Here is a 25,484-nt window from a genome sequence, read left to right as displayed (position 1 = left end):
CGGGCGCCATCGTCTCGGGTTCCTCCGGTACCGCCCAGGCGAAGAAGGAGGCCCTGGAGGCCGCGGGCGTCAAGGTCGGCAAGACCCCGACCGAGGCCGCGGCACTGGCCCGGCAGGCGGTGTGAGACGTGAACCCCCTGGACAGATGGATCGCCCAGGTGGCCGGTGAACTCGGGGTGAGCCGGGACGCGCTGGACCGGGACGAGGTGCTGGACGTCGCGAAGAACGTCGCCCACCAGGTCGCCCGCCCGGCCGCGCCGCTCACCACCTACCTGCTGGGTGTCGCCGTGGGACGCGGCGTCGCGCCCGCCACCGCCGCCGAGACCGTGAACAAGCTCGCCGCGGCCTGGCCCGTACCGTCCGGCGGCGAACCCCCCGCCCCCTCACAGCCGGGAAGAGGAACATGACGCTGATCGGAGTCCCCCGGGAGACCGCGACGGGCGAACGCCGCGTCGCGCTGGTGCCCAAAGTCGTCGAACGGCTGCGCGCCGCGGGCCTCTCCGTCGTGGTGGAGGCCGGGGCCGGGGCCGGGGCACTGATTCCCGACGAGCAGTACGAGCAGTCCGGGGCCACCATCGGAGAACCATGGGCGGCCGACGTCGTGGTCAAGGTGAACCCGCCGACGCCCCACGAGATCGGCCTGCTGAGCCCCGGATCCGCCGTGATCGGCTTCCTGGCGCCCCTGACCAGGCCGGAGATCGCCGAGCAGCTGCGCCTGACCGGCGTCGCCGGCTTCGCGATCGAGGCCGTTCCGCGCATCTCCCGCGCGCAGTCCATGGACGCGCTCTCCTCGCAGGCCAATGTCGCCGGCTACCAGGCGGTGCTGGTCGCCGCCCGGAACTCCACCCGTTTCTTCCCGATGCTCACCACGGCCGCCGGAACGGTGAAGCCGGCCACGGTCCTGGTGCTCGGCGTGGGCGTCGCGGGGCTCCAGGCACTGGCCACCGCCAAACGTCTCGGCGCCCGCACCACCGGATTCGACGTCCGGCCCGAGGTCGCCGAGCAGGTCCGCTCGCTCGGCGCGCGGTGGCTGGAGCTGGGTGTCGAGGCATCGGGCGAGGGCGGGTACGCCCGTGCCCTGACCGAGGAGGAACAGGCCGAGCAGCAGCGGCGGTTGAGCGAGGCGATCGCCGGCTTCGACGTGGTGATCACGACGGCGCTGGTTCCGGGACGCCCGGCACCGAAGCTGGTCACCGCCGAGGCCGTGCGGCGGATGCGGCCCGGCAGCGTGGTCGTCGACCTCGCCGGGGAGACCGGCGGCAACTGCGAACTCACCACACCGGCGGAGACCGTGGTGTGGCACGACGTCACTGTGGCCGCCCCGCTGAACCTGCCGGCGACCCTGCCCGAGCACGCCAGCGAACTGTACGCGCGGAACGTCCAGGCGCTGCTCGAACACATGCTGGCCGACGGCGAGTTCGCGCCGGACCTCAAGGACGAGATCCTCGCCGCCTGCTGTGTGACCCAGAACAGCGACCAGCTCACGGAGGCCCGATGATGTTCCTGGCCGACCTGGCGATCCTGGTGCTGGCCGGATTCGTCGGCTTCGCGGTGATCTCCAAGGTACCCAACACCCTGCACACCCCGCTGATGTCCGGCACCAACGCCATCCACGGCATCGTCCTGCTCGGCGGCCTGGTCCTGCTCGGCCGCTCCGCGTCGGGGCCCTTCGAGCGGGTGCTGCTGGTCGTCGCGATCGTGTTCGGCACGATCAACGTGGTCGGCGGGTTCCTGGTGACCGACCGCATGCTCGGCATGTTCAAGAAGGCGCCGGACGGCGCGGGAGCCGGAAAGGACGCGGTCGGCCGTGGATGACCTGATCACGATTCTCTACATCGTCGCGTTCGCCCTGTTCATCCATGGCCTGATGGGCCTGACCGGACCGCGCACGGCCGTACGCGGCAACCTCACGGCGGCGGCGGGCATGCTGATCGCCACCGTGGCCGCCCTGCTGACCCCCGGGACGGGCAACTGGCTGCTGATCGCGTTCGGCCTGGTCCTGGGCACGGTGATCGGCGTACCGGCGGCGCGGCGGGTCAAGATGACCGCGATGCCGCAGATGGTGGCGTTGTTCAACGGAGTGGGCGGCGGCGCCGTCGCCCTGATCTCCTGGGTGGAGTTCCGCGACAGCCACGGCTACGCGACGGAGGCCGGCTACGTCGTCGTCACGTCGCTGTTCGCCGCGATCGTCGGCTCGCTCTCCTTCTGGGGATCGCTGATCGCCTTCGGCAAGCTCCAGGAGATCCTGCCGGGCAGGCCGATCGGTCTCGGCCGGGGGCAGCAACCCCTCAATCTGGCGCTGCTGCTGGTCTCGGTGGCCTGCGCGGTCGGCATCGGCCTGGGCCACGCCTCCGAGGCGCTGATCATCGGCGTACTGGTCTCCGCGGCCGTGCTCGGCGTGATGGTGGTGCTGCCGATCGGCGGCGCCGACATGCCGGTGGTGATCTCGCTGCTCAACGCCTTCACCGGCCTGTCCGCCGCGGCCACCGGTCTGGCACTGGACAACACGGCGATGATCGTCGCGGGCATGATCGTCGGAGCCTCCGGCACCATCCTGACCGATCTGATGGCCAAGGCGATGAACCGCTCGATCCCGGCCATCGTCGCCGGCGGGTTCGGCGGGACCGGCGCCACCGCGGGACCGGGCGGCGGCCCGGCGGACCAGACGGTGCGGCAGACCAGCGCGGCCGACGCCGCCATCCAGATGGCCTACGCGAGCCAGGTGGTCGTCGTCCCCGGCTACGGCATGGCCGTCGCGCAGGCGCAGCACGCCGTCCGCGAGATGGCCGGTCTGCTCGAACGGCGCGGCGTGGAGGTCAAGCACGCCATCCACCCGGTCGCCGGACGCATGCCCGGCCATATGAACGTCCTGCTCGCCGAGGCCGACGTGCCGTACGAACAGCTCAAGGAGATGGACGACATCAACGGGGAGTTCGGCCGCACGGACGTGGCCCTGGTGATCGGCGCCAACGACGTCACCAACCCCGCCGCCCGCTCCAATACCAGCTCGCCGATCTACGGGATGCCGATCCTCAACGTGGACCACGCCAGGTCGGTGATCGTGCTCAAGCGCTCGATGAACCCCGGGTTCGCCGGCATCGAGAACGAGCTGTACTTCGACGCCAGGACCTCGATGCTCTTCGGCGACGCGAAGTCCTCCGTCGCCGAGATCACCGAGGAACTCAAGGCCCTGTGACGGGGAGCGGCCGGGCGCGCGGGCGTCCGGCCGCTCCCTGCGTCGCCATCGAGGGAGACGGACCCCATGCTGCTCGACACCCACGGCCGGATCGCCACCGATCTGCGGGTCTCGCTGACCGACCGCTGCAACCTGCGGTGCACCTACTGCATGCCCGAGGAGGGGACGGCCTGGCTGGCCGGGCCCCGGCTGCTCACCGACGACGAGGTCGTCCGGCTGGTGGGGATCGCGGTCACCGGCCTGGGTGTCACCGAGGTGCGTTTCACCGGAGGTGAGCCGCTGCTGCGCCCCGGCCTGGCCGGCATCGTCGCCCGCTGCGCCGTGCTCACCCCGCGGCCGGAACTCTCGCTGACCACCAACGGGATCGGGCTGGCCCGCACCGCCGGCGGGCTCCGCGAGGCCGGGCTGGACCGCGTCAACGTCTCGCTGGACACCCTGCGCCCGGACCGCTTCAAGGCCCTCACCCGCCGCGACCGGCACCGGGAGGTGCTGGCCGGGCTGACCGCGGCACGCGAGGCCGGGCTGGAACCGGTGAAGATCAACTCGGTGCTGATGCGCGGGATCAACGACGACGAGCCGGCCGAGCTGCTGGCCTGGGCCGTCCGGCACGGATACCACCTGCGGTTCATCGAGCAGATGCCGTTGGACCCCCAACACGGCTGGCAGCGCGAGCAGATGGTGACCGCCGTGGAGATCCTGCGGAAGCTCGCCGCGTGCTTCTCCCTCACGCCGGAGCGGCGGGGGCAGCGCGGTTCGGCGCCCGCGGAGCGGTGGCTCGTCGACGGCGGACCGGCCACCGTGGGGGTGATCGCGTCGGTGACCCGGCCCTTCTGCCGGGCCTGCGACCGTACCCGGCTCACCGCGGACGGCCAGGTCCGCACCTGCCTGTTCGCCAGGGAGGAGACCGACCTGCGCACCGCGCTGCGCTCCGGAGCGTCCGACGAGGAGGTCGCCGCCCTGTGGCGGGCGGCGACGCTGGGCAAGAAGGCGGGCTCCGGCCTCGACGACCCGTCCTTCCTTCAGCCCCGGCGCCCGATGTCCGCCATCGGCGGCTAGACGAAGGAGCGAGGTCACGCAAGGGTGGGCCGGCATGCCGGGGCCTGTGCGCCGCGCCGGGAGAAAGATTCGGTACGACCTCTGGACACGGGATCGCCCAGCCTTTCAGAATACTGCCTACTTCATATCATATGCAATCTGACGTCTCGGAGGAGCCGGTATGACGCGCACCACCCGCCCGGTGGCCCTGGCACGCAACGGGATGGTCAGCACCCCGCACTACCTCGCCTCCACGGCCGGCCTCCAGGTGTTGCAGGAGGGCGGTACGGCCGTGGACGCCGCGATCGCCATCAACGCGACGCTCGGCGTGGTCTACCCGCACATGACCGGACCGGGCGGGGACGCCTTCTGGCTCATCCACGACGCCGCCACGGGCCGGGTCCACGCACTCAACGGCAGCGGCCGAGCCGGCGCTCACGCGACCCGTCCGCACTTCCGGCAGCGCGACCATCGGGAGATCCCCGCCCGGGGGCCGCTCGCCGTGGTGACCGTGCCCGGCGCCGTCGACAGCTGGTGCACCGCGCACGAACGGTTCGGCAGCCTCCCGCTCGCCCGCCTGCTGCAGCCGGCCATCACCTACGCCCGCGAGGGCTTCGCCGTCTGCGACAGCTACGCCGCCTGCGCCGCCGAGGTCGCGCACGTCCTCAGCGCCCATCCGCTCACCCGAAGCACGCTGCTGCCGCAGGACCGGCCGCCGGTCATGGCGGACGTCCTGGCGCTGCCGCAACTGGCCGAAACGCTGGAGACCGTCGCGCAGAAGGGCCGGCCCGGCTTCTACGAGGGCCCCGTGGCCGAGGAGATCGCGACGAGCCTGCAACAGGCCGGCGGCCTGCTCACCACCGAGGACCTGGCCGCCCACCGGTCGGAGTGGACCGAACCGGTCTCCACGACGTACCGCGGGTACCGCTGCTACCAGGCCCCGCCGAACTCGCAGGGGTTCGCGCACCTGATGGCGCTGAACATCGTCGAGAACTTCGACCTCGGCGGCATGACCGACAGCAGTCCCGAGTACGTCCACCTGCTGGTGGAGGCGACCCGCCTGGCGTTCGCCGACCGCGACCGGTACCTCACCGACCCCGACTTCCGCGACATCCCCCTGCGGCACCTGCTGTCCAAGGACTACGCGGCCGAACTGAGCAAGCGCGTGGCGCCCCGGCCGGTCCCCGCGGGACCGGGGGCGCGGATGGGCGGCGACACCACGTGCAGCGTCGTGGTGGACTCGGCCGGCAACGCGGTCTCGGTGATCCAGAGCCTCTACCACGAGTTCGGCTCCGGGTTCATCGCGGGCCGGACCGGGGTGCTGATGCACAACCGCGGGTCGTTCTTCTCCCTGGACGAGACACACCCGAACCGCCTGGAACCCGGCAAGCGGACCTTCCACACCCTGATGCCCGGCATGCTCTTCCGCGGCGAGAACCTGGACCTCGTCTACGGCACCATGGGCGGCGAGGGCCAGCCGCAGACGTCGAACGCCCTGGTCACACGGGTGGTCGACTTCGGCAGGGACGTCCAGTCGGCCATCGACGCGCCCCGCTGGCTGTACGGCCGCACCTGGGGGGACGAGCGACGCGATCTCCGGATGGAGGACCGCTTCGCCTCCGGGACGCTGGACGAACTGCGCACCTGGGGCCACCCGGTCCGCGAGGTCGGCAGCTGGGACGGCGTGATGGGGCACGCCCAGGCCATCCGCGTCACCGACGACGTCCTGATGGGCGGCGCGGACCCGCGCGGCGACGGCCTCGCTCTCGGCTGGTGACACCCGACCTCGCGACAGCCGGACGACCGGACGAGAGGAGACCCCGGGAATGGAACACGCGAGCATCTGGCTCTGGGCCGCCTCACTGGCCCCGCTCGCCCTGCTGCTCTTCCTGATGATCGCGCGGGGCTGGGGCGCGGCGGAAGCCGGTGCGCTGGGCTGGCTGGTGGCCTCGGTCACCGCACTGACGGTGTTTCACCTGCGCCTGGACGCGGTCGGACTGCAAACGGTCAAGGGAGTCGTCGAAGCCGTCACCATCGTCTACGTCATCCTGTCCGCGATCCTCATCTACGAGGTCGCCAAGGAAGCGGACGCGTTCACGCCGTTCCAGCGGGGCATGACGCGCATGTTCGTCCATCCGCTTCTCCAGGTCATGGCGATCGGCTGGGTCTTCGCCTCCTTCCTCCAGGGCATCACCGGCTTCGGCGTGCCCATCGCGGTGTGCGCCCCGCTGCTCGTCGGCATCGGTGTCCGTCCGCTCCACGCGGTGGTGATCGCGCTGGTCGGACACGCGTGGAACAACACCTTCGGCACCCTGTCCGCCGCCTGGATCGGCATGAGGCAGGTCACGCATCTCTCACCGGCCGACAGCGCCACGACCGCGATCCAGGCCTCCCTGCTGCTGTGGATGGTCAACCTCGTGGGCGGCCTGACCATGTGCTGGCTCTACGGTCGCCTCCGAGGCCTGCGGGAGGGGCTGCCGGCGGTCGCGGTGATCTCGCTGGCCCACGGCGGTGTCATGCTGGCGCTGTCCCAGTGGGACGACACGCTGAACGGCTTCGCCGCCGGCCTCGTCGGTCTGGTGGTCGTCGCCGGTCTCGCCCGGCTGCCCCTCTACCGCCGCCCCTCCCGGGTGGTGAACAGCCCCGTGTTCGAGGAGGGCGAATCAGCGGGCGTCGCCGCGCCGCCCGCGCAGGCGGCCCCACGCACACCGGAACCCGGGGGTGCCTCGTCCGGTGCCGGTGTGCGCGGCCGGGCCACCGTGCGTATGGCGTCCGCGGGCGAGCCCGGTGCCCGGGCGCCCGCGATGTCGTTGAACACCGCGTTCATCCCGTACTCCACCCTGCTCGCCGTGACCGGGGTCGTCCTGCCGATCGGGCCGCTGAAGGACGTACTGAGCAGACCGACCGTCGATGTGCGGTTCCCGGCGGTCACGACGGGCCTCGGGTTCACCACACCGGCATCGACGTCGAAGCTGGTGCTGCTGACACACGCCGGGACGCTCCTGCTCGTCACCGCCGCGATCAGCTACGTCCTCTACCGGCGAAAGGGACACCTCCGCGACGCGGCCTGGCGGCCGATCCTCAGCGGCACGGTGGAGAAGGCGATCGGCCCCACGATCGCCGTGGTGACCCTGGTGGCGATGGCCTCGGTGATGCAGGGCTCCGGCCAGGCCGACGTCCTCGCGACCAAGGTCGCCGCCTGGACCAGCGGAATTTACCTGCTCCTCGCGCCGTACATCGGCGTCTTCGGCACCTTCATCACCGGCTCCAACCTCTCCGGCAACCTGCTGTTCGGTGCCTTCCAGCAGACCACCGCCCAGGCCGGCGGGCTCAGCACCGCCAACGTCCTCAGCGCCCAGACGACCGGCGGCGCGCTCGGCACGATGATCTCCCCGAGCAAGATCCTGCTCGGCACCACCACCGCCGGAATCGGCGGGCGTGAGGGACAGGTCCTGCGCAGGACACTGCCGTTGACGCTCGTCACCACGGCCCTCGTCGGTCTGCCGCTCTTCCTGCTCGCCCGGATCAACGGATAGACCAAGGGAACGGAGAAACGCATGAACAGCACCGCACGCGTCCAGGCCTGGTCGAGCCTCGCGGCGATCGTCGCGCTGCCCCTGCTGTACCTCGGCGGAACACACCGGATGCCGGCCCTGTCGGTCACCGGACTCGCCATCTTCGCCGTGAGCATGATGATCTCGCCCGCCCTGCGGTACATCTCCCGTCCGCGCGGCTGAGGCCGCCCGGCACCCGGGCCGCACCGTGGGACGCGTCGGAGCGGACGCGTCCCACGGTGCCGCGGAGGCCTCGGTCAGGCGCCGACGTACGCCGCGAGGTGCTGACCGGTGAGGGTGGACCGGGCGGCGACGAGGTCGGCGGGGGTGCCCTCGAAGACGACCCGGCCGCCGTCGTGCCCGGCGCCGGGACCGAGGTCGATGATCCAGTCGGCGTGCGCCATGACCGCCTGGTGGTGCTCGACGACGATCACCGACTTGCCCGAGTCGACGAGCCGGTCGAGCAGGCCGAGCAGATGCTCGACATCGGCGAGGTGCAGACCGGCGGTCGGCTCGTCGAGGACGTAGACGCCGCCCTTCTCGGCCATGTGGGTGGCCAGTTTGAGCCGCTGCCGCTCGCCGCCGGACAGCGTGGTGAGCGGCTGGCCCAGGGTGAGGTAGCCGAGGCCGACGTCGGCGAGTCGGCCGAGGACGCGGTGCGCGGCCGGCGTGTGGGCCTCCCCGGCGCCGAAGAACTCCTCGGCCTCGGCCACCGGCATCGCCAGCACCTCGCTGATGTCACGGCCGCCGAGGTGGTACTCCAGCACCGACGCGTCGAACCGCTTCCCCTCGCACTCCTCGCACGTGGTGGCGACGCCGGCCATCATCGCCAGATCGGTGTAGATGACGCCGGCGCCGTTGCACGTGGGGCAGGCGCCCTCGGAGTTGGCGCTGAACAACGCCGGCTTCACCCCGTTGGCCTTGGCGAACGCCTTGCGGATCGGGTCGAGCAGTCCGGTGTACGTCGCCGGGTTGCTGCGCCGCGAGCCGCGGATCGCGCCCTGGTCGACCGACACCACACCCGTGCCGGCCGGGATCGACCCGTGCACGAGCGAGCTCTTGCCGGAACCGGCGACACCGGTGACGACGACGAGCGCGCCGAGCGGGATGTCGACGTCGACACCGCGCAGGTTGTGCGTGGTCGCGCCACGGATCTCCAGCGTGCCGGTGGGCTTGCGCACCGTCTCCTTGAACGAGGCCCGGTCGTCGAGGTGGCGGCCGGTGAGGGTGCCACTGGCCCCCAGCCCCTCGACGGTGCCCTCGAAGCAGACGGCGCCGCCCGCCGTACCGGCGCCGGGACCGAGGTCGACGACGTGGTCGGCGATCGCGATGGTCTCCGGCTTGTGCTCCACCACGAGCACGGTGTTGCCCTTGTCCCGCAGCCGCAGCAGCAGGCCGTTCATCCGCTGGATGTCGTGCGGGTGGAGGCCGGTGGTGGGCTCGTCGAAGACGTAGGTCACGTCGGTGAGCGAGGAACCGAGGTGGCGGATCATCTTCACGCGCTGCGCCTCGCCGCCCGACAGCGTGCCCGACGGGCGGTCGAGCGAGAGGTAGCCGAGGCCGATCTCCACGAACGAGTCGAGGGTCTGCTGCAGCGTGGCGAGCAGCGGAGTCATCGACGGCTCCTCCAGGCCGCGGACCCAGTCGGCCAGGTCGCTGATCTGCATCGCGCAGGCGTCGGCGATGCTGGTCCCGCCGATCCGCGACGACCGGGCGCCCTCGCTGAGCCGGGTGCCCCCGCACCCGGGGCAGTCGGTGAAGGTGATCGCCCGGTCCACGAACTCCCGGATGTGCGGCTGCATCGCCTCCCGGTCCTTGGAGAGCATCGACTTCTGGATCCTCGGGATCAGACCCTCGTAGGTCATGTTGATGCCCGCGATCTTCATCCTGGTCGGCTCGCGGTGCAGGAAGTCGTGCAGCTCCTGCTCGGTGTACTCGCGGATCGGCTTGTCCGCGCCGAAGAAGCCGGACTCGCTGTAGAGCCGGTAGTTCCAGCCGCCCGGCTTGTAGCCGGGGATCGTCAGCGCGCCCTCGGTGAGCGACTTGGAGTCGTCGTAGAGCTGAGTGAGGTCGACGTCGGAGACCGCGCCCCGGCCCTCGCAGCGCGGGCACATGCCGCCGGTGATGCTGAAGCTGCGCCGCTCCTTCACGGTCTTTCCGGCGCGTTCCACGGTGACCGCGCCTGCTCCGCTGATCGAGGGCACGTTGAAGGAGAACGCCTTGGGCGAGCCGATGTGCGGCTGCCCGAGCCGGCTGAAGAGGATGCGCAGCATCGCGTTGGCGTCGGTGGCGGTGCCGACCGTGGAGCGGGGGTCGCCGCCCATCCGCTGCTGGTCGACGATGATCGCGGTCGTCAGCCCGTCGAGGACGTCGACCTCGGGCCGGGCCAGGGTCGGCATGAAGCCCTGCACGAAGGCGCTGTAGGTCTCGTTGATCAGCCGCTGCGACTCGGCGGCGATCGTGTCGAACACCAATGAGCTCTTGCCCGAGCCGGAGACACCGGTGAACACCGTCAGACGCCGCTTCGGGATCTCGATGCTGACGTCCTTGAGGTTGTTCTCGCGCGCGCCGTGCACGCGGATCAGGTCGTGGCTGTCGGCAGCGTGCGGCGCGGGCGGCGGCGTGTCCGTCCTCGTGGCCTTGCTCATCGTGTCTCCATCTGTGGGGCTGCGCCGCCTTCGCGGCAACGGTGGGTGTCCGCCTGAGCGGCGGGGCCGGGCCGGGATGGCGCGACGCACGTCCGGCCGGCGCTCACCGGGGTCGCGCTCCGCGCGAGAACCAAGGCATTATCCACGCACCCGGTCCGCGCGGACCCTCCGGCCGGGGAGCCGGTGGATCCGCGCGGCTCACCCCCGTGACCGCCGGACGGCCCGGCCCACGCTACCGACGGCCGGGCGCCCGGCGCTTCTCCATTCCTGACCGGTCCTGCGCCCGGTCACAGATACGGGCGGGTGATCAGCTCGATCCCGTGGCCGGCGGGGTCCTTGAGGTAGACCCCTCGACCGCCGTGCTCGTGGTTGATCTCACCGGGGAGTCGCATGTGCGGATCGGCCCAGTGCTCGATGCCGTGGTCGCACAACCGCCGATAGGCCCGGTCGAACAGGTCGTCGTCGACCAGGAACGCGTAGTGCTGCATCTGGATCTCCACCGGCGGCTCGGCGAACTGGAGCAGCACACCGTCGGCGAGCTGGATGTTGGTGAACGGGCCCCAGGACGGCGCTGCCCGCACTTCCAGCAGCTCGCGGAAGAAGCGGGCCGACTCTTCGCGGTCCTTGGAGGCGATGATGGTGTGGTTGAACGTGGCTGTCATTCGGCTGACCTGACTGTGTTCGGCACGGAAGCGGACTCGTCGCGGTGCACGAGCACGGGGAGGTCCGCGTGCCGAACCATGGGGGTGCCTTCTCCGCACCCGCGGTGAGATCAGCCCTCCACCGGGTGGCCAATCCGTGAGTGGCTTGTCGCCGGTCCGGTGTTCACGTCGGGAACCCTACTCGATCCGGCTTCCGTGCGGGTGGGTCACGCGGAACGCGGAGCCGGGCCGAGCCACGCGAGGGCCGCGGCGGTCAGAGCCGTGACACCGTTGGTGAGGGTGGGCCGCATGACGGGCGCGAAGAACGGCGAGTGGTTCTGCGGGATGTCCCGGCTCCTGGTGCCCGCGGCCTCCGCCTTGGCGAAGACGTCGGGATCGACGCCGCCGAGGAGCCAGTAGCAGACCGGCACGTTCGCGCTGGTGCCGAAGACGCCGACGTCCTCACTGCCCGAGGAGGCGCCCGGGTCGGTCAGCCTGTCGTGGCCGACCACGTCTCCGATGGCGGCCATGGTGCGGGCGCACGCCTCCTCGTCGTTGACCATCAGCGGGAAGGTGTGCAGGGTGCTGATTTCGGGATCCCGCTGCGCCCCGGCGGCCGCCGCCTCGCCGCGGACGATCCGCTCCACCGCGCCCAGGACGGTCCGGCGGACCTGCGGGGTGTAGGTGCGGATGTTGAGCTGGAGCCGGGCCTCGTCCGGGATGATGTTGTCCTTGGTGCCGGCCTGCAGCGCGCCGACGGTGACCACGGCGCGGTCCGCGGAGGCGATCTCGCGGGAGACCACAGTCTGCAACCGCATCACGGTGGAGGCAGCCATCACCACCGGGTCGATCGATGCTTCCGGCATGGACGCGTGGGCTCCGCGCCCGAACATGCGGACCTCGAGCGCGTCGGTGGCGGCGAAGGCGAGACCGGGGTGGCAGGCGATGGTGCCGGCCGGGATCGCCATCACGTGCTGGCCGAGGACGACGTCGGGGGTGCCGAAGCGGGCGTACAGGCCGTCGTCGACCATGGCCTGGGCGCCCTGACCCAGCTCCTCGGCCGGCTGGAACACGGCCAGCACGGTGCCCGACCACCGGTCGCGGGCGCCGGCCAGCAGCGCCAGGGCGCCGAACAGGCAGGTGACGTGCACGTCGTGGCCGCAGGCGTGCATCACGCCCTCGCGCGTCGAGGCGTACGGCAGTCCGGTCCGCTCGGTGACGGGCAGCGCGTCGAAGTCGGCGCGCAGCAGGACGGTCGGGCCCTGGCCGTTCACCAGTCTGGCCACGACACCGGTCCGCCCGACGCCCTCGGTGACGTCATAGCCCAAGTCCCGTGCGCGCCTGGCGACTTCGGCGGCCGTGCGGTGCTCCTCGAAGGACAGCTCGGGGTGGGCGTGCAGGTCCTGGTAGAGCGCTTCGAGGTCCTCGGTCAGGCTGCTGTCCAGGCCGGCCAGGACCTGCCGGGCCGTGTCGTGTGCGGTCATCGTGATGCCCCTTTGGCCGGCGAAGGGCCGCCACCTCCGACGTAACCACACCCGCGGGGACGCGGCAGCCCGGCCGGCGCCGCCAGGCTGCTTGAAAGTTGTAGTACTGGGGTCGACTGGGTTAGCTTGAAGATTCAAGTTGAGTCGGGGTCCCGTGCCGCCCAGCGTCGTGGGGCCCCGCCGTCCGACCCGAGGAGCCCCCACCTTGACCACTCCTGACGTCACCCTGTCCCGCCCCGCCGTCGCGCCGGAGACGGCTCCGGCGGCCCCCGCCCACGCCTACGACGCCGGCCTGCTCGTCCTGCGCCTCGCGCTCGGGCTGACCATGGCCGCGCACGGTGCCCAGAAGCTGTTCGGCTGGTTCGGCGGGGGCGGTGTCGACGGCACCGGGCAGTTCTTCGCCGCCTCCGGTTACCCCTCACCCCGGGCGTTCGCCGTCGTGGCCGGACTCAGCGAGACCCTCGGCGGGCTCGGCCTCGCGCTCGGCCTGCTCACCCCGCTGGCCGCCGCGGCCGTCGCCGGCACGCTGGTCAACGCGATCTCCGTCAAGTGGGGTGGCGGCTTCTTCGCCCCGCAGGGCGTCGAGTATGAACTCCTCATCGCCCTGTCCGCGGTGGCTCTCGCCCTGACCGGCCCCGGCCGGATCGCCGTGGACCGACTGCTGCCCGGGCTGCGCTCGCACCGCGTCGCCCACGGTGTCGCCGCGATCGTGCTCGGTGCCGTTGTGGCCGGTGTCACGCTCCTGCTGCGTCACTGACGCCGAGATCCGGACGGCAGGCCGGCGGGGCGACAGGCCATGCCCGGCCTGTCGCCCCGGGCCGCTGTCCGAGCTGTGGATCTCATTTGACATTAGAGAGCCTTATAGAAGATAAAGGTGACGCTTTGGCCATCAATTCACGCGGCGTGACATCTGCGGCGTGATGCCCACGAACGCTGCGCGAATGAGTCCTGACATGTCCCACCCCATCACCGACCAGCCCACAGCCGACCCCGCGGGGGAGTGGGACGCATGGCGGTCCGAGCGCCATCGCGCCCTCACCTCGCCGACGGGCAACCTCGCCCTCGTCGAGACCCGCTGGCTGCCGGCCGGTGAGCGCCCGGACGCCGAGGCCGCGCGCGCGGGGCAGCCGCGCACGGTGACCGTCACCACGCTCCGGCGCACCGACCTCGTCACCGGCGAGCCCGAGCACGGCCTGCGGTTCTGGGACGCCGACTCGCCCGCCGTCCGCCACTTCGACCGGGTCGACGTGTTCCCCTACGACCCGGCCTGGGTGCTCGAGGCGACCTACACGCCCGTACCCGGCGCCCGGCGTGTGGCCTTCGAGCACATCCGGGACAACGGCGGCACCCGCGACCTCGTCGTCCCGGGCGACATCACGCTCACCGTCGACGGCCGCGACTACACCCTCAGTGCCTTCGACGACGACGGCACTCTGCTGCTCGTCTTCGGTGACCCCACCAACGGGGACACCACCTACGGCGCCGGCCGCTTCCTCTTCGTGCGGCGCACCGAGGACGACGACCGGGTCCTGCTCGACTTCAACCGCGCCTTCGTGCCGCCCTGCGGATTCTCCGATCAGTACAACTGTCCGATGCCGCCGCGGCAGAACCGTTTCCACCTGCCCATTCAGGCCGGTGAGAAGCTCCCCGTCTTCCGCGGCGGCTTCCCCGCACAGCACTGATCACCCCGTAGCCTCCCGCACTTCCAGCACGAAAGCGCCCACAGCCATGAGCATCAAGAAGACGTCCCTGTACGCCACCGCCACCGCTGCCACCCTCGCCGTGACCCTGACCGCCTGCGGCGGCTCCGGCTCGGGCGGCAGCGCCTCGGGCGGCGCCTGGAACAAGGACGCCACCGTCAACATCGGCTCCCTCTACGAGCCGCAGAACCTCGACAACACCGCGGGCGGCGGCCAGGGCGTCACCGAGGCCCTCAACGGCAACGTCTACGAAGGGCTGTTCAAGCTCACCGACGACGGCAAGGTCGAGAAGCTGCTCGCCACGGACTACAAGGTGAGCGGTGACGGACTCACCTACACCTTCACCTTGCGCGACGGCGTGAAGTTCCACAGCGGCAAGGCCCTCACCAGCGAAGACGTCAAGTACAGCCTGGAGAAGGTCATCGCGGACGACTCCCAGTCCGCCCGCAAGAGCAACCTTCAGGTCATCAAGGACATCGCCACCCCGGACGCGAAGACCGTCAAGGTCACGCTGTCCAAGAAGTCGATCTCCTTCGTCTACAACCTCTCCTACGTCTGGATCATCAACTCCCAGGCGAAGAACCTGAAGACGACCGAGGACGGCACCGGCCCCTACCAGCTCGGCAAGTGGACCCGCGGCTCCGCCCTGAGCCTGGACCGGTTCGCCGGCTACTGGGGCAAGGCCGCGGCGAACAAGACGGCCGTCTTCCACTACTACAAGGACGCGACCGCCCTCAACAACGCGCTGCTGACCAACGCCGTCGACGTGGTCACCAGCGAGCAGTCGCCGGACGCCCTCGACCAGTTCAAGAGCAACCAGAACTACAAGGTCAACGACGGCGACTCCACCACCAAGCTGCTGCTCGCCTTCAACGACAAGGCCAAGCCCTTCACCGACGTCAAGGTGCGCCAGGCCGTGTCCTCCGCCATCGACGACAAGAAGCTGCTGGAGTCGGTCTGGGGCGGCTACGGCAAGCTCATCGGCTCGATGGTGCCGCCCACCGACCCCTGGTACGAGGACCTCACCAAGGTCAACGCCTACGACCCGGCACGCGCCAAGAAGCTGCTCGCCGAGGCCGGGTACGCCAAGGGCTTCAGCTTCACCCTCGACACGCCGAACTACGACCCGCACCCCACCGCCGCGACCTTCATCAAGTCCGAACTCGCCAAGGTCGGCGTCACCGTCAAGATCAACACGATCACGCCGGACGAGTGGTACACGAAGGTCTACAAGAACCACGACTTCTCGGCCACGCTCCAGGAGCACGTCAACGACCGCGACCTCGTCTGGTACGGCAACCCCGACTTCTACTGGGGCTACGACAACAAGCAGGTCACCCAGTGGGTGGACCAGGCCGAAGAGGCCTCCACCACGGCCCAGCAGACCGAGCTGCTGAAGAAGGTCAACCGCAAGACCGCCGAGGACGCGGCCAGCGACTGGCTGTACCTGTACCCGCAGATCGTCGTCGCGAGCAGCAAGCTGTCCGGCTACCCGCTCAACGGCCTCAACTCGCAGTTCTACGCCTACGACATCAAGAAGAAGGGCTGATGGCCCGTTATCTCCTGCGCCGCTTCGCCTTCCTCCTGGTGTCGCTGGCTCTGGCGAGCGTGGTGCTGTTCGTCCTGCTGCGGATGCTGCCCGGCGACCCCGCCAACGCACTCACCGCGGTGGGTGCGAGCCCGGAGCAGATCGCCGCGGCTCGGCACTCCATCGGGTCCGACAGGCCGCTGCCCGAGCAGTTCGTCCACTGGCTCGGGCAGTTGGCGAGCGGCGACCTCGGCACCTCCTTCGTCAGCTCGCTGCCGGTCGGACCCGAGGTCGCCTCCCGGCTGAGCGTCACCGTGCCGCTGACCCTGGCCGCGTTCGTCCTCGCCGTCGTCCTCGCCGTGCCCGCCGGGTTCGTCGCGGCGCACAAGCGGCACACCTGGTACGGCGCACTGCTCAGCGGTGTGTCCCAACTGGGCATCGCCATCCCGGTGTTCTGGCTCGGCATGATCCTCATCGCCGTGTTCGCGCTGAACGCGGGCTGGCTCCCGTCCGGCGGCTTCCCGCCGGACGGCTGGTCCGAGCCCGCCGAGGCGATCCGCTCCCTCGTCCTGCCGGTCGCCACCATCGCCCTGGTGATGAGCGCGTCCCTGATCCGCTACGTCCGCTCCGCCACCCTCGACGTCCTCGGCAGCGACTACCTGCGCACCGCCCGCGCCCTGGGCTCGTCCTTCGGCGGGGCGATGTGGCGGCACGGCCTGCGCAACGCCTCCGTACCGGTCATCTCCATCCTCGGCATCGAACTCGCCTCGACCCTGCTCGGCGCGGTCGTCGTGGAATCGGTGTACGCGCTCCCCGGCCTCGGCTCCCTGCTCGCCACCGCCATCGCCCAGCACGACTACCCCGTCATCCAGGGCGTGCTGTTCGTCTCCACCCTCGCCGTGCTGCTCATCGGCTTCGTCGCCGACCTCGTCCAGCGGATCATCGACCCGCGCCTGCGCGGCCGGCTCTCCGGAGGTGCCCGATGACCCAGGCAGACACGCTGCCCACCGTCCGGCCGGAGGAGAGGTCACCGAGCCGACGCCGGTCCCGGCGCTCCGCCACGCTCGTCGTCGGCTGCGTCCTGGCCGGGCTCATCGCACTGCTCGCCCTGGTCTCCCTGTTCTGGCTGCCCTACCCCGCCGACGACACCTCCGGCGGGCGGCTGGCCGGCCCCGGGAACGGACACCTGCTGGGCACCGACAAGCTCGGGCGCGACCTGTTCACCCAGGTGATGACCGGCTCGCGGATCGCCGTCGAGGCGGGTCTGGGCTCGGTCCTCGTCGCCGCCGCGATCGGCGTCACCCTCGGTGTGCTCGCCGCGTTCGCGCAGGGCTGGCTCGACGACACGCTCTCGGCGTTCCTCGACATCCTCATCGCCTTCCCGACGCTGCTGCTCGCGATGCTCATCGTCGCCGCCCGCTCGGCGACCCTCGGCTCGGCCGTCCTCGCCATCGGCCTGGCGCAGAGCGCGGTCGTCGCCCGGCTGGTGCGCATCCTCGTCAAACGCGTGCTGGCGCAGGACTACATCACCGCGGCCCGCACCTCCGGCACATCCTGGCCCAGGACCGTCGTCGGCCATGTGCTGCCCAACATCTGGCCCACCCTCGTGGTCAACCTCGCCCTCCAGTTCGGTCTCGCCGTACTGGCCGAGGCCGGACTGTCCTACCTCGGGCTCGGCGCACCCCCGCCGAACGCCTCGTGGGGCCGGATGCTCCAGGAGGCCCAGGCCACCTTCACCACCGCCCCGGCGGGCGCGCTCGCCCCCGGAATCCTGCTCGTCCTGCTCGTCATCGGCGTCAACCTCATCGCCGACGGCCTGCGCGACACCCTCGACCCGGCCAGCCGCCGGAGGCGCGCGTGAACCTCCTCGACGTACGCGGGCTGACCGTCCGCACCGGTGACGGCCGCACCCTGGTCGACGACCTGTCCTTCACCGTGGCCGGCGGCGAGCGCCTCGGCCTCATCGGCGAGTCCGGCTCCGGCAAGTCCCTGACCACGCTGGCCGTGCTCGGTCTGCTGCCCGACGGCATGACCGCCACCGGCAGCGTCGAACTCGCCGGCACCCAGGTCGTCGGCGCCCCCGAGAAGCGGCTCACCTCCCTGCGCGGCCGGGACGCGGCCGTCGTCTTCCAGGAGCCGCTCACCGCGCTCGACCCGCTGATGCGCGTGGGCCGCCAGATCGCCGAACCCCTCCGCAGGCGCACCGGCCTGAAGGGCAAGGACCTTCAGCGTGCCGTGGCGGACACGCTCGCACAGGTCCGGCTGCCCGACCCCGAGCGCATCGCCCGCGCGTTCCCGCACGAGATCTCCGGCGGGCAGCGCCAGCGCGTGGCCCTCGCCATGGCCCTGGCCTGCGAACCGAAACTGCTCATCGCGGACGAGCCGACCACCGCGCTGGACGTGTCCGTGCAGGCGGAGATGCTGGAACTCGTCGACACGCTGGTCAGGGAACGGGACATGGCGGTGCTGTTCGTCAGCCACGACCTCGCCGTGGTCGCCAAGGTGACCGACCGCGCCCTGGTGCTCAAGGACGGGCGGGCCGTGGAGGAGGGACCGGTCGGGGCCATCGTCGGCGCGCCCCGCGAGGAGTACACCAAGGCCCTCGTCGCCAGCGCCCGGCGCCTGGAATCCGCCCTGGACCTGAGGAGCGCGCGATGACCCCCGTACTCGAACTGTCCGGCGTCGCGCTGCGCTACCGGGGCAGCACGGGCAACGTGGTCGAGGACGTCTCCTTCGAGGTCGAGGCCGGACACAGTCTCGCGCTCGTCGGGGAGTCCGGAGCCGGCAAGACCACGTTGCTGCGACTGCTGCTGGGCCTCGCCCGCCCCACGGCCGGCCAGGTCCGCTTCGACGGCGCCGAACTGTCCCCGCGGGACCGGGAACAGATGCGCCGTTTCCGGCGCGGCGTCCAGTGCGTCTTCCAGGACCCCTACTCCTCGCTCGACCCGCGCCGTCGCGTCGGCGCCACCGTGGCCGAGCCGCTGCTCTCCCTCGGCATCGACAGCCGCGCCACGGCCCGGCCGAAGGTGGCCGCGGCCCTGGAACGGGTCGGCCTGCCGGCCGACGCGGCGGACCGCTATCCGCACGAGTTCTCCGGCGGCCAGCGGCAGCGCATCGCCATCGCCCGCGCCACCGTCTGCACCCCGCGGGTCCTGCTGGCCGACGAGCCCGTGAGCGCGCTCGACGTGACCACCCGGGTGAAGGTCGTCGACCTGCTGGCCGAACTCAAGCAGGAGCAGGGGCTGACGCTCGTGATGGTCTCCCACGACCTGTCGGTCGTCGCCTCCCTGTGCGAGCGGACCGCCGTCCTGGAACGCGGCCGGGTGGTCGAACAGGGCGACACCGCCCAGGTCCTGGGCCGGCCCCAGCACCCGTACACCCGCCGCCTGCTCGACAGCGTGCCGCGACTGCCGGCCTGAACCACCGCCACACCGCCCGGCGCGGGCCCCCGACCGCGCCGGGCCCCGGCGGTCGTTTCCGGCCGCCCCGAACCGCCGCTGCGCCGCCCGGCGCAAGCTCCGCCCGTGCCGGGCCCGCGGTCGTTCCGGCCGTCCGGCCACCTCGAACCCTCAACGCCCGGTCCGGCGCGGACCCTCGGCTGTCCTGGCCGCGCGCCCCGGCCGTTTCCGGCCGACGCGAGCCCGCAACGCACGGTTCCTGTGTGGGACCCCGCCTGTCCTGGCCGATCGGGGCGCCGCCGGCGCGGGCCACCGGCTCTTCCGGGAGGTCTGGTCGTCGCGGTGGGCCGAGCCGCCGTCGCGTCGTGTGGCGCGGGCCCCGGCTGCGCCGGGCTTTGGCCTGTGCGGCTTCCGGCCCTGGTGGTTTTTGGCCGACCCGAGCCCGCAAGGCGCGGTCGAGGGTGGGTTCTCGGCTGTGCCGGCCGTTCGGGCCCGGCCCGTGCCGCCGTCGCGCCGCCAAGCGCGGGCCCCGGCAGTTTCCGGCCGACCCGCACCCCAAACGCGCGATCCGGTGCGGCCCCTCGGCCGTCCCGGGCGTCCGGCCTGCCCGGACCCCTGCCACGATGCTCAGCGCGGGCCGCTGGCCCTCCGACTCCCCGACGCCCCGGGCCCGTGCGCCGTCCCGGCCTCCCCGGTCGTCCCGGGGGCTTGCGCCCGGGCCTACCGTGCCGGTGTGTCGTACTCCGGTGTGACGGCGAGCAGTTCGGACACGTCCGAGCCGACCGGCAGCTCGCGCGGTGCCGTGCCGCGGCGGAAGAGGCGCGCGTCGTTCTCGCCGCCGATCGTGGCACGGGTTCCCACCACGCGCAGCCAGGAGCCCTCGCGCAGGCCGAGCACCGGTACGTCGTTCTCCTCGAGGAACTCCGTCAGGCGCTCCTCGCGGGTCTCACCCTTGTGCGTGGAGCGCGGGTCGGGGTCCAGGTAGTGCGGGTTGATCTGGAACGGGACCAGTCCCAGCGTCTCGAAGGACGGGGGCTGGACGATCGGCATGTCGTTGGTGGTGCGCAGCGTGGGAGCGGCCATGTTGGTGCCCGCGCTGGCGCCCATGTAGGGCAGCCCGTCCCCGACCGCCTTGATCAGCGCGTCCCGCAGGCCCGTCCGGTACAGGGCGGTCAGCAGCCGGAAGGAGTTGCCGCCGCCGACGAACACGGCGTCCGCCTCGGCGAGCCGGCCGACCGGGTCACCGTCCTCGTGCACCCCGTGCACGTCGATGCCGGCCCCGGCGAGCGCGTCGCGCACCTTGGCCGTGTAGGCGTCGTGGTCGGCGAGCGCGTACGGCACGAACGCGAGCCGTGCCCGGGCCGGCAGGAACGCGGTCACGGTGTCGAGGGCGTGTTCCAGGTAACCGCGGCCGTGCTGGGTCGAGTTGGACAGAAGAAGCAGGTTCAAGGGGTGTTCCTCACCATGGGTTCGTTGCGTCAGGTCGTGCGGGTGCGGGTGCGGGTGCGCGGGCGGCGGTGGTGCTGGGGCGGGTGCGTCAGCCGCTGCTCCAGCAGGCGGGCCGCCTTGCGCAGCGCGTCGAGCCGGTCCTCGGGGCCGTCCGGGAAACGTTCCCTGGCGGCCCCCAGGCTGAGGCTGCCGTAGGGCTCGGCACCGAGGAAGACCGGCACGGCGACGGTGCCGATGCCGGCGTCGTACTCGCCGACCGTCCAGGCGTAGCCCTGCGCCCTGACCTGGCGGAACTCGCGTTCCAGCTGGTCGGGGTCGGTGACCGTGCGCTCGGTGAAACGGGCCATGGGGCGGCCGCGGAAGAGCCGGTGGCGCTGCTCGTCGGGCAGGAACGCGTAGTACGACTTGCTGGTCGCCCCCGCGTGCGCCGGGTACAGCTCGCCGACGAGAGGGTAGTACCGCAGCGGCCCCTCCTCGCCCTCGACCGCCGCCACGCACCGCATGTGGAAGCTGTCGGGCAGGCAGAACAGGACCGTGTCCCCGGTCGCCGCGCGCAGTTCGTGAAGGACCGGTTCCGCGAGCAGTTCCAGCGAGCCGGAGCGCTCCCAGAGGCGGCCCAGCCGCAGGGCGGCGGGACCGATCCGGTAGCGGCGGGTCGCCGGATCGGACACCAGGAAGCCGCGCCCGGCCAGCGTGGACAGCAGCCGCTGTGCGACCGAGGTGTCCCAGCCGAACTCGGTGGCGACCTCCGTCACCCCCCAGTCGGGCCGGGTGCGCTCGAACGCGAGCAGCACCAGCAGGGCGCGGTCGACCGTCTGCAGTGCCCCGGCCGGGGTCTTCCGGTCGACGGGGATGTCAGGCACGGCAACTCCTCTCCGAATGACGTCCATCCGTCCGCCCATCTCGCCATTCAGACCTGAATTGCAGATAACGGGAAACAGTTGCGAAGAAGGTTAACGGATCCTGAATCTTCTGTCAGCACCGCCTCAGGTGCGGATCAGGAGAAGCTGCCCATGTTGAAGTACGTCCTGGACATCGTGGATCTGCTGGACGATCCCGATGCCGACGGCAAGCGAGTCGCCGCCTACCTCGACTCCGTGGCGGGCCCCGCCGGCTCCGGCGCCCAGGTCACCACCGTCACCGGTGAGCGGGGCTCCACGGACTTCGTCCTCGTGCGCGTGGCCGGCCGCACCGGCCGCAGCCGCGGTGGCACCTCGCGCACCCTCGGCGTGGTCGGACGGCTCGGCGGTGTGGGTGCCCGTCCGCAGATCACCGGCCTGGTCTCCGACGCGGACGGCGCGATCGCCGCGATCGCCACCGCCGCCAAGCTGCTGGACATGCGCCGCCGCGGTGACGTGCTCGACGGCGACGTGATCGTGGCCACCCACATCTGCCCGAACGCCCCGACCGCACCGCACGACCCGGTGCCGTTCATGGACTCGCCGGTCGACATCGCCACCATGAACCGGCACGAGGTCACGGACGAGATGGAGGCGGTGCTCTCCATCGACACCACCAAGGGCAACCGGATCATCAACCACAAGGGCCTGGCCCTGTCGCCCACCGTCAAGGAGGGCTGGGTGCTCAAGGTCGCCGAGCAGCTGGGGGAGCTGCTGGCCGTGGTCACCGGTGAGCCGTTGGTCACGTACCCGGTGACCACGCAGGACATCACCCCGTACGGTAACGGTGTACACCACATCAATTCGATCCTCCAGCCGGCCACGGCGACGGCCGCCCCGGTCGTCGGCCTCGCGGTCACCTCGGCCGCGGCGGTGCCCGGCTGTCAGACGGGCGCGAGCCACGAGACCGACATCGCGGCCGCCGCCCGGTTCGCCGTCGAGACCGCGAAGGCCTACGGCGGCGGACGCCTGGACTTCCACGACGACGTGGAGTTCGACCAGCTCGTATCCCGTTACGGCTCGCTGGCGCACCTGCAGACCCTCGGCCGCGCACCCAGGGAGTCGTGATCATGGCCGCTCACAAGAACACCGCCACCGCCCCGGACACCGCGGGCCACAGAGCGCTGGGCAGCGACGACTACGCACTCGCCCGCGTCCCGCGCGACGAGCGGCTCGGTTTCTGGACGATGCTGCTCCAGTGGCTCGCCCAGTCCGGATCGATCTCGCAGTTCACGCTCGGCGCCACGATCGGCGTCGGCATGTCCTTCGGCAACGCGCTCCTCGCCTTCACCCTCGGTGCGGTGATCCTGGAAGTCGTGATCTTCGCGATCGGCCTGGCCGGGATGCGCGAGGGCCTCGCGACCCCGCTGCTGACCCGCTGGGTCGGCTTCGGCCGCAACGGCTCCGCGCTGGTCAGCCTCGTCATCGCCATCAGCCTCGTCGGCTGGTTCGGAGTGCAGAACACGATCTTCGGCAACAGCGTCTCCGCGCTGGTCGGCGGCCCCTCGTGGCTGTGGTGCGTCGTCGCGGGACTGGCGATCACCGTCCTGGTGGTCTTCGGCTTCCGGTACATGGCGGTCTTCGCGAAGATCGTCACCCCGATGTTCTTCGCGATGGTCGCCTGGTCCGTCACCGACGCCCTGACCAAGCACTCGATCTCGGACCTGATCCACTCGCCGGCCCCCGGCCCGGCGGTCCCGCTGTCGGTCGCCGCGACCGCCATCGCGGGCGGCTTCATGACCGGCGCGATCGTCGCGCCCGAGATGACCCGCTACAACAAGAAGGGCGCGCACGTCTTCGTGCAGAGCGCCTCCTCCATGATCCTGTCCGAGTACATCGTCGGCATGACCGGTGTCCTCCTCGGCCACATGGTGGGCAGCAACCAGGTCTCCCAGATCGTGCTCTCCACCTCCGGCGTCTTCGGTGTGCTGGTCGTCCTGATGTCCACGGCGAAGATCAACGACTGGAACCTGTACGGCTCCTCGCTGGGCGTCGTGAACTTCTTCCAGGTCGTCTTCCGCAAGCGTCTGAGCCGCGGCGCGGTCACCATCGTCCTCGGCCTCGCCGGCACCCTCCTGTCCGCGGTCGGCATCATGACCCACTTCACCGACTTCCTGACGGTGCTCGGCGTGGCCATCCCGCCGGTCGGCGGCATCATCGTCGCCGAGTACTGGGTGGTGCGCCGCATGCGCGGACCGCTCGACGCCACCCGCGAGACGCAGACCCTGCCCGCCACCTCACCGGTCTGGGTGCCGATGTCCCTGGTCATCTGGGCCGTGGCGTTCTGCGTCGGCAAGTTCTACGACGGCGGTATCCCCGCTCTCAACTCCCTGCTGACCGCCTTCGTTCTCTACTGCGTGCTCGGGCTCGCCGGGTGGGTCAGGACGTACGGCACCACCACCCTCGACGACGAGTCCGCCGACGGCACCGGGCCGTCCCCGGCCGCCACCGGCAAGGCCCCCGTAGGAGCGTCATGACCACCACCCCGTCACTCGTCACCGCCTCCGAGGAGGCACAGCGTGAGGTCGTCGAACTGTGCGCGGAGCTGATCCGTTTCGACACCTCCAACCCCACCAGCGACGAGCGAGCCTGCGCGGACCGCGTCGTCGAGCTCCTGGCCGAGGCCGGCATCACCGCGGAGCTGGTGGAGAGCGCGCCCGGCCGTGCCAACGTCGTCGCCCGTATCCCCGGCGGCGATCCGGAGCGCGGGGCCCTGCTCGTCCACGGCCACCTGGACGTCGTACCGGCCGACCCGGACGAGTGGCAGGTGCCGCCGTTCTCCGGCGAGATCCGCGACGGCTACCTGTGGGGCCGCGGCGCCATCGACATGAAGGACACGGTGGCGGTCATGCTGGCCACCGCCCGGCACTTCGCCCGCACCGGCACCCGGCCGTCCCGCGACATCGTCCTGGCCTTCCTCGCCGACGAGGAGGCGGGCGGCCGGTACGGGGCGCACTGGCTGGTCGAGCACCGGCCCGAGCTGTTCGCCGGAGTCACCGAGGCGATCGGCGAGGGCGGCGGGTTCAGCTACGCGCTCGACGACACCCGGCGGCTGTACCCGATCGAGAACGCCCAGCGCGGTATGGCCTGGATGGAACTGACGGCCACCGGCCGCGCGGGCCACGGCTCCTCGCCCAACGACGAGAACGCGGTCACCGACCTCGCCGAGTCGCTCACCCGCATCGGCCGCCACACCTTCCCGATCCGCCTGATCGAACCGGTGCGCGCGCTGCTCGCCGAGGCCGCCCGGCTCCAGGGCGTCGACATCGACTTCGACGCCGAGGACCTCGACAAGGAGCTCGCCAAGCTCGGCCCGGTCGCCGACTTCATGCAGGTGGTGCTGCGCAACTCCGCCAACCCCACCATGTTCTCGGCCGGTTACCAGACCAACGTGATCCCGGGCCGGGCCACCGCCCGCGTCGACGGCCGCTTCCTGCCCGGCCACGAGCAGGAACTCGTCGACACCATCGACGCGTTGCTCCTGCCGTCGGTCGCCCGGCAGTGGGTCAACCACGACATCGCCATGGAGACCTCCTTCGACGGTCCCCTCGTCGACGCGATGTGCGCGGCGGTGCGCGCCGAGGACCCCGACGGGCATCCGGTGCCGTACTGCAACCCGGGTGGCACCGACGCGAAGGCCTTCACGAAGCTCGGCGTCCGCTGCTTCGGCTTCAAGGGCCTGAAACTGCCCCACGACCTGGACTACGGCCGCCTCTTCCACGGAGTGGACGAACGAGTCCCCCTCGAAGGCCTCCGCTTCGGCGTCCGGGTGATGACCCGCCTGTGGCAGAACTGCTGACCGGCCCCACCCCCACCTTTACGCCTCCCCGTGGGGGGGGGGGGGGGCCCCCCGCCCCCCCCCCCCCCGGGGGGGGGCGGGGGGGGGGGGGCGGGGGCGGGGGGGGGGGGGGCGGGGGGGGGTGGGGCGGGGGGTCCGCGGGGAAGGGGGGGT

At 71.4% G+C, this 25,484-nt stretch carries 23 protein-coding genes and 1 pseudogene; 19 read left to right on the top strand and 5 right to left on the bottom strand.

All coding sequences use genetic code 11. The features are described from left to right. The 9 genes and pseudogenes from ACIQMV_RS22025 to ACIQMV_RS21985 all read left to right on the top strand — a co-directional run. Positions 1-125: pseudogene (locus tag ACIQMV_RS22025) on the top strand (succinate--CoA ligase subunit alpha); the annotation flags it as partial. Positions 126-128: 3 nt separating this feature from the next. Next, positions 129-407, top strand: coding sequence for a DUF6457 domain-containing protein (locus ACIQMV_RS22020; RefSeq protein ID WP_402594842.1), 279 nt, complete (start codon positions 129-131; stop codon positions 405-407). Then, complete coding sequence (locus ACIQMV_RS22015) at positions 404-1,498, top strand: Re/Si-specific NAD(P)(+) transhydrogenase subunit alpha (RefSeq protein ID WP_402594840.1); 1,095 nt, start codon at positions 404-406, stop codon at positions 1,496-1,498. Before ACIQMV_RS22020 ends, ACIQMV_RS22015 begins: the two co-directional genes overlap by 4 nt. Beyond that, positions 1,495-1,815 carry an NAD(P) transhydrogenase subunit alpha gene (locus tag ACIQMV_RS22010; RefSeq protein WP_225078712.1) on the top strand — a complete coding sequence of 107 codons (321 nt, stop codon included), beginning with the start codon at positions 1,495-1,497 and terminating at the stop codon, positions 1,813-1,815. The genes ACIQMV_RS22015 and ACIQMV_RS22010 overlap by 4 nt, the downstream gene beginning before the upstream one ends. After that, entirely contained in the window at positions 1,808-3,196 is a 1,389-nt protein-coding gene (locus ACIQMV_RS22005; protein ID WP_402594838.1) for an NAD(P)(+) transhydrogenase (Re/Si-specific) subunit beta, read from the top strand. The genes ACIQMV_RS22010 and ACIQMV_RS22005 overlap by 8 nt, the downstream gene beginning before the upstream one ends. A 66-nt stretch (positions 3,197-3,262) precedes the next feature. Next, on the top strand, positions 3,263-4,252 hold the full coding sequence (moaA, locus tag ACIQMV_RS22000) for a GTP 3',8-cyclase MoaA (protein ID WP_402594837.1): 990 nt from the start codon (positions 3,263-3,265) through the stop codon (positions 4,250-4,252). A 160-nt stretch (positions 4,253-4,412) separates the two neighbouring features. Continuing rightward, a complete protein-coding gene (gene ggt, locus ACIQMV_RS21995; RefSeq protein ID WP_402594836.1) occupies positions 4,413-6,008 on the top strand; it encodes a gamma-glutamyltransferase in 1,596 nt (531 codons plus the stop codon). Positions 6,009-6,057: 49 nt separating this feature from the next. Next, positions 6,058-7,767: an L-lactate permease gene (locus tag ACIQMV_RS21990; protein ID WP_402594834.1), complete on the top strand. Its 1,710-nt coding sequence runs from the start codon at positions 6,058-6,060 to the stop codon at positions 7,765-7,767. Positions 7,768-7,788: 21 nt separating this feature from the next. Next, positions 7,789-7,968: a hypothetical protein gene (locus ACIQMV_RS21985; RefSeq protein WP_141364873.1), complete on the top strand. Its 180-nt coding sequence runs from the start codon at positions 7,789-7,791 to the stop codon at positions 7,966-7,968. A gap of 74 nt (positions 7,969-8,042) precedes the next feature. Here the strand turns inward: ACIQMV_RS21985 and ACIQMV_RS21980 are convergent, their stop codons facing one another. From ACIQMV_RS21980 to ACIQMV_RS21970, 3 genes are all read right to left on the bottom strand, one after another. After that, positions 8,043-10,433 carry an ATP-binding cassette domain-containing protein gene (locus tag ACIQMV_RS21980; RefSeq protein WP_402594833.1) on the bottom strand — a complete coding sequence of 797 codons (2,391 nt, stop codon included), beginning with the start codon at positions 10,431-10,433 and terminating at the stop codon, positions 8,043-8,045. A 287-nt stretch (positions 10,434-10,720) separates the two neighbouring features. Further along, the gene (locus tag ACIQMV_RS21975) at positions 10,721-11,095 is read right to left on the bottom strand and encodes a VOC family protein (protein WP_402594831.1); all 375 of its coding nucleotides are present in this window, start codon (positions 11,093-11,095) and stop codon (positions 10,721-10,723) included. Positions 11,096-11,301: 206 nt separating this feature from the next. Next, complete coding sequence (locus ACIQMV_RS21970; protein ID WP_402594830.1) at positions 11,302-12,558, bottom strand: amidohydrolase; 1,257 nt, start codon at positions 12,556-12,558, stop codon at positions 11,302-11,304. Positions 12,559-12,763: 205 nt separating this feature from the next. Between ACIQMV_RS21970 and ACIQMV_RS21965 the strand changes: the two genes are divergently transcribed. The 7 genes from ACIQMV_RS21965 to ACIQMV_RS21935 all read left to right on the top strand — a co-directional run bounded on the left by ACIQMV_RS21965 (position 12,764) and on the right by ACIQMV_RS21935 (position 19,205). After that, positions 12,764-13,315: a DoxX family protein gene (locus ACIQMV_RS21965; protein ID WP_402594828.1), complete on the top strand. Its 552-nt coding sequence runs from the start codon at positions 12,764-12,766 to the stop codon at positions 13,313-13,315. A gap of 196 nt (positions 13,316-13,511) precedes the next feature. After that, positions 13,512-14,240, top strand: a complete 729-nt coding sequence (locus ACIQMV_RS21960) for a DUF1684 domain-containing protein (RefSeq protein ID WP_141364883.1) — start codon at positions 13,512-13,514, stop codon at positions 14,238-14,240. A 46-nt stretch (positions 14,241-14,286) separates the two neighbouring features. After that, positions 14,287-15,807 (top strand): ABC transporter substrate-binding protein, encoded by a 1,521-nt coding sequence (locus tag ACIQMV_RS21955; protein ID WP_402594826.1) that lies wholly within the window; start codon positions 14,287-14,289, stop codon positions 15,805-15,807. Further along, entirely contained in the window at positions 15,807-16,772 is a 966-nt protein-coding gene (locus ACIQMV_RS21950) for an ABC transporter permease (RefSeq protein WP_402594824.1), read from the top strand. The genes ACIQMV_RS21955 and ACIQMV_RS21950 overlap by 1 nt, the downstream gene beginning before the upstream one ends. After that, positions 16,769-17,647: an ABC transporter permease gene (locus ACIQMV_RS21945; RefSeq protein WP_402594822.1), complete on the top strand. Its 879-nt coding sequence runs from the start codon at positions 16,769-16,771 to the stop codon at positions 17,645-17,647. The genes ACIQMV_RS21950 and ACIQMV_RS21945 overlap by 4 nt, the downstream gene beginning before the upstream one ends. Continuing rightward, positions 17,644-18,444, top strand: coding sequence for an ABC transporter ATP-binding protein (locus ACIQMV_RS21940; RefSeq protein ID WP_141364891.1), 801 nt, complete (start codon positions 17,644-17,646; stop codon positions 18,442-18,444). The genes ACIQMV_RS21945 and ACIQMV_RS21940 overlap by 4 nt, the downstream gene beginning before the upstream one ends. Continuing rightward, entirely contained in the window at positions 18,441-19,205 is a 765-nt protein-coding gene (locus tag ACIQMV_RS21935) for an ABC transporter ATP-binding protein (protein WP_402594819.1), read from the top strand. The genes ACIQMV_RS21940 and ACIQMV_RS21935 overlap by 4 nt, the downstream gene beginning before the upstream one ends. Positions 19,206-19,904: 699 nt before the next feature. Here ACIQMV_RS21935 and pepE read toward each other — a convergent pair. Both pepE and ACIQMV_RS21925 read right to left on the bottom strand, forming a co-directional pair. Beyond that, positions 19,905-20,633: a dipeptidase PepE gene (gene pepE / locus ACIQMV_RS21930; RefSeq protein ID WP_141364895.1), complete on the bottom strand. Its 729-nt coding sequence runs from the start codon at positions 20,631-20,633 to the stop codon at positions 19,905-19,907. A 29-nt stretch (positions 20,634-20,662) separates the two neighbouring features. Next, positions 20,663-21,496 (bottom strand): IclR family transcriptional regulator, encoded by an 834-nt coding sequence (locus ACIQMV_RS21925; RefSeq protein ID WP_402594817.1) that lies wholly within the window; start codon positions 21,494-21,496, stop codon positions 20,663-20,665. A gap of 150 nt (positions 21,497-21,646) precedes the next feature. Here ACIQMV_RS21925 and ACIQMV_RS21920 point away from each other — a divergent pair, with 150 nt between their 5' ends. From ACIQMV_RS21920 to ACIQMV_RS21910, 3 genes are read left to right on the top strand one after another with little or no spacing between them, the layout of a single operon-like run. Then, complete coding sequence (locus ACIQMV_RS21920) at positions 21,647-22,600, top strand: DUF1177 domain-containing protein (protein ID WP_141364899.1); 954 nt, start codon at positions 21,647-21,649, stop codon at positions 22,598-22,600. A 2-nt stretch (positions 22,601-22,602) separates the two neighbouring features. After that, entirely contained in the window at positions 22,603-24,009 is a 1,407-nt protein-coding gene (locus ACIQMV_RS21915) for a cytosine permease (protein WP_402594815.1), read from the top strand. After that, the gene (locus ACIQMV_RS21910) at positions 24,006-25,331 is read left to right on the top strand and encodes a M20/M25/M40 family metallo-hydrolase (protein WP_402594813.1); all 1,326 of its coding nucleotides are present in this window, start codon (positions 24,006-24,008) and stop codon (positions 25,329-25,331) included. The genes ACIQMV_RS21915 and ACIQMV_RS21910 overlap by 4 nt, the downstream gene beginning before the upstream one ends. Positions 25,332-25,484 lie beyond the last annotated feature (153 nt).

Source organism: Streptomyces sp. NPDC091412 (assembly GCF_044756885.1).
Taxonomy (GTDB): domain Bacteria; phylum Actinomycetota; class Actinomycetes; order Streptomycetales; family Streptomycetaceae; genus Streptomyces.
This window is presented reverse-complemented; position numbering and strand designations above follow the sequence as displayed.

Coding starts and splice junctions, on each gene's coding strand:
- ACIQMV_RS21970 (WP_402594830.1), bottom strand. CDS start 12,558: ATGACCGCACACGACACGGCCCGGCAGGTCCTGGCCGGCCTGGACAGC.
- ACIQMV_RS21990 (WP_402594834.1), top strand. CDS start 6,058: ATGGAACACGCGAGCATCTGGCTCTGGGCCGCCTCACTGGCCCCGCTC.
- ACIQMV_RS21935 (WP_402594819.1), top strand. CDS start 18,441: ATGACCCCCGTACTCGAACTGTCCGGCGTCGCGCTGCGCTACCGGGGC.
- ACIQMV_RS21985 (WP_141364873.1), top strand. CDS start 7,789: ATGAACAGCACCGCACGCGTCCAGGCCTGGTCGAGCCTCGCGGCGATC.
- ACIQMV_RS21955 (WP_402594826.1), top strand. CDS start 14,287: ATGAGCATCAAGAAGACGTCCCTGTACGCCACCGCCACCGCTGCCACC.
- ACIQMV_RS21980 (WP_402594833.1), bottom strand. CDS start 10,433: ATGAGCAAGGCCACGAGGACGGACACGCCGCCGCCCGCGCCGCACGCT.
- ACIQMV_RS21945 (WP_402594822.1), top strand. CDS start 16,769: ATGACCCAGGCAGACACGCTGCCCACCGTCCGGCCGGAGGAGAGGTCA.
- ACIQMV_RS21950 (WP_402594824.1), top strand. CDS start 15,807: ATGGCCCGTTATCTCCTGCGCCGCTTCGCCTTCCTCCTGGTGTCGCTG.
- ACIQMV_RS22015 (WP_402594840.1), top strand. CDS start 404: ATGACGCTGATCGGAGTCCCCCGGGAGACCGCGACGGGCGAACGCCGC.
- moaA (WP_402594837.1), top strand. CDS start 3,263: ATGCTGCTCGACACCCACGGCCGGATCGCCACCGATCTGCGGGTCTCG.
- ACIQMV_RS21915 (WP_402594815.1), top strand. CDS start 22,603: ATGGCCGCTCACAAGAACACCGCCACCGCCCCGGACACCGCGGGCCAC.
- ggt (WP_402594836.1), top strand. CDS start 4,413: ATGACGCGCACCACCCGCCCGGTGGCCCTGGCACGCAACGGGATGGTC.
- ACIQMV_RS21975 (WP_402594831.1), bottom strand. CDS start 11,095: ATGACAGCCACGTTCAACCACACCATCATCGCCTCCAAGGACCGCGAA.
- ACIQMV_RS22010 (WP_225078712.1), top strand. CDS start 1,495: ATGATGTTCCTGGCCGACCTGGCGATCCTGGTGCTGGCCGGATTCGTC.
- ACIQMV_RS21960 (WP_141364883.1), top strand. CDS start 13,512: ATGTCCCACCCCATCACCGACCAGCCCACAGCCGACCCCGCGGGGGAG.
- ACIQMV_RS21920 (WP_141364899.1), top strand. CDS start 21,647: ATGTTGAAGTACGTCCTGGACATCGTGGATCTGCTGGACGATCCCGAT.
- ACIQMV_RS21910 (WP_402594813.1), top strand. CDS start 24,006: ATGACCACCACCCCGTCACTCGTCACCGCCTCCGAGGAGGCACAGCGT.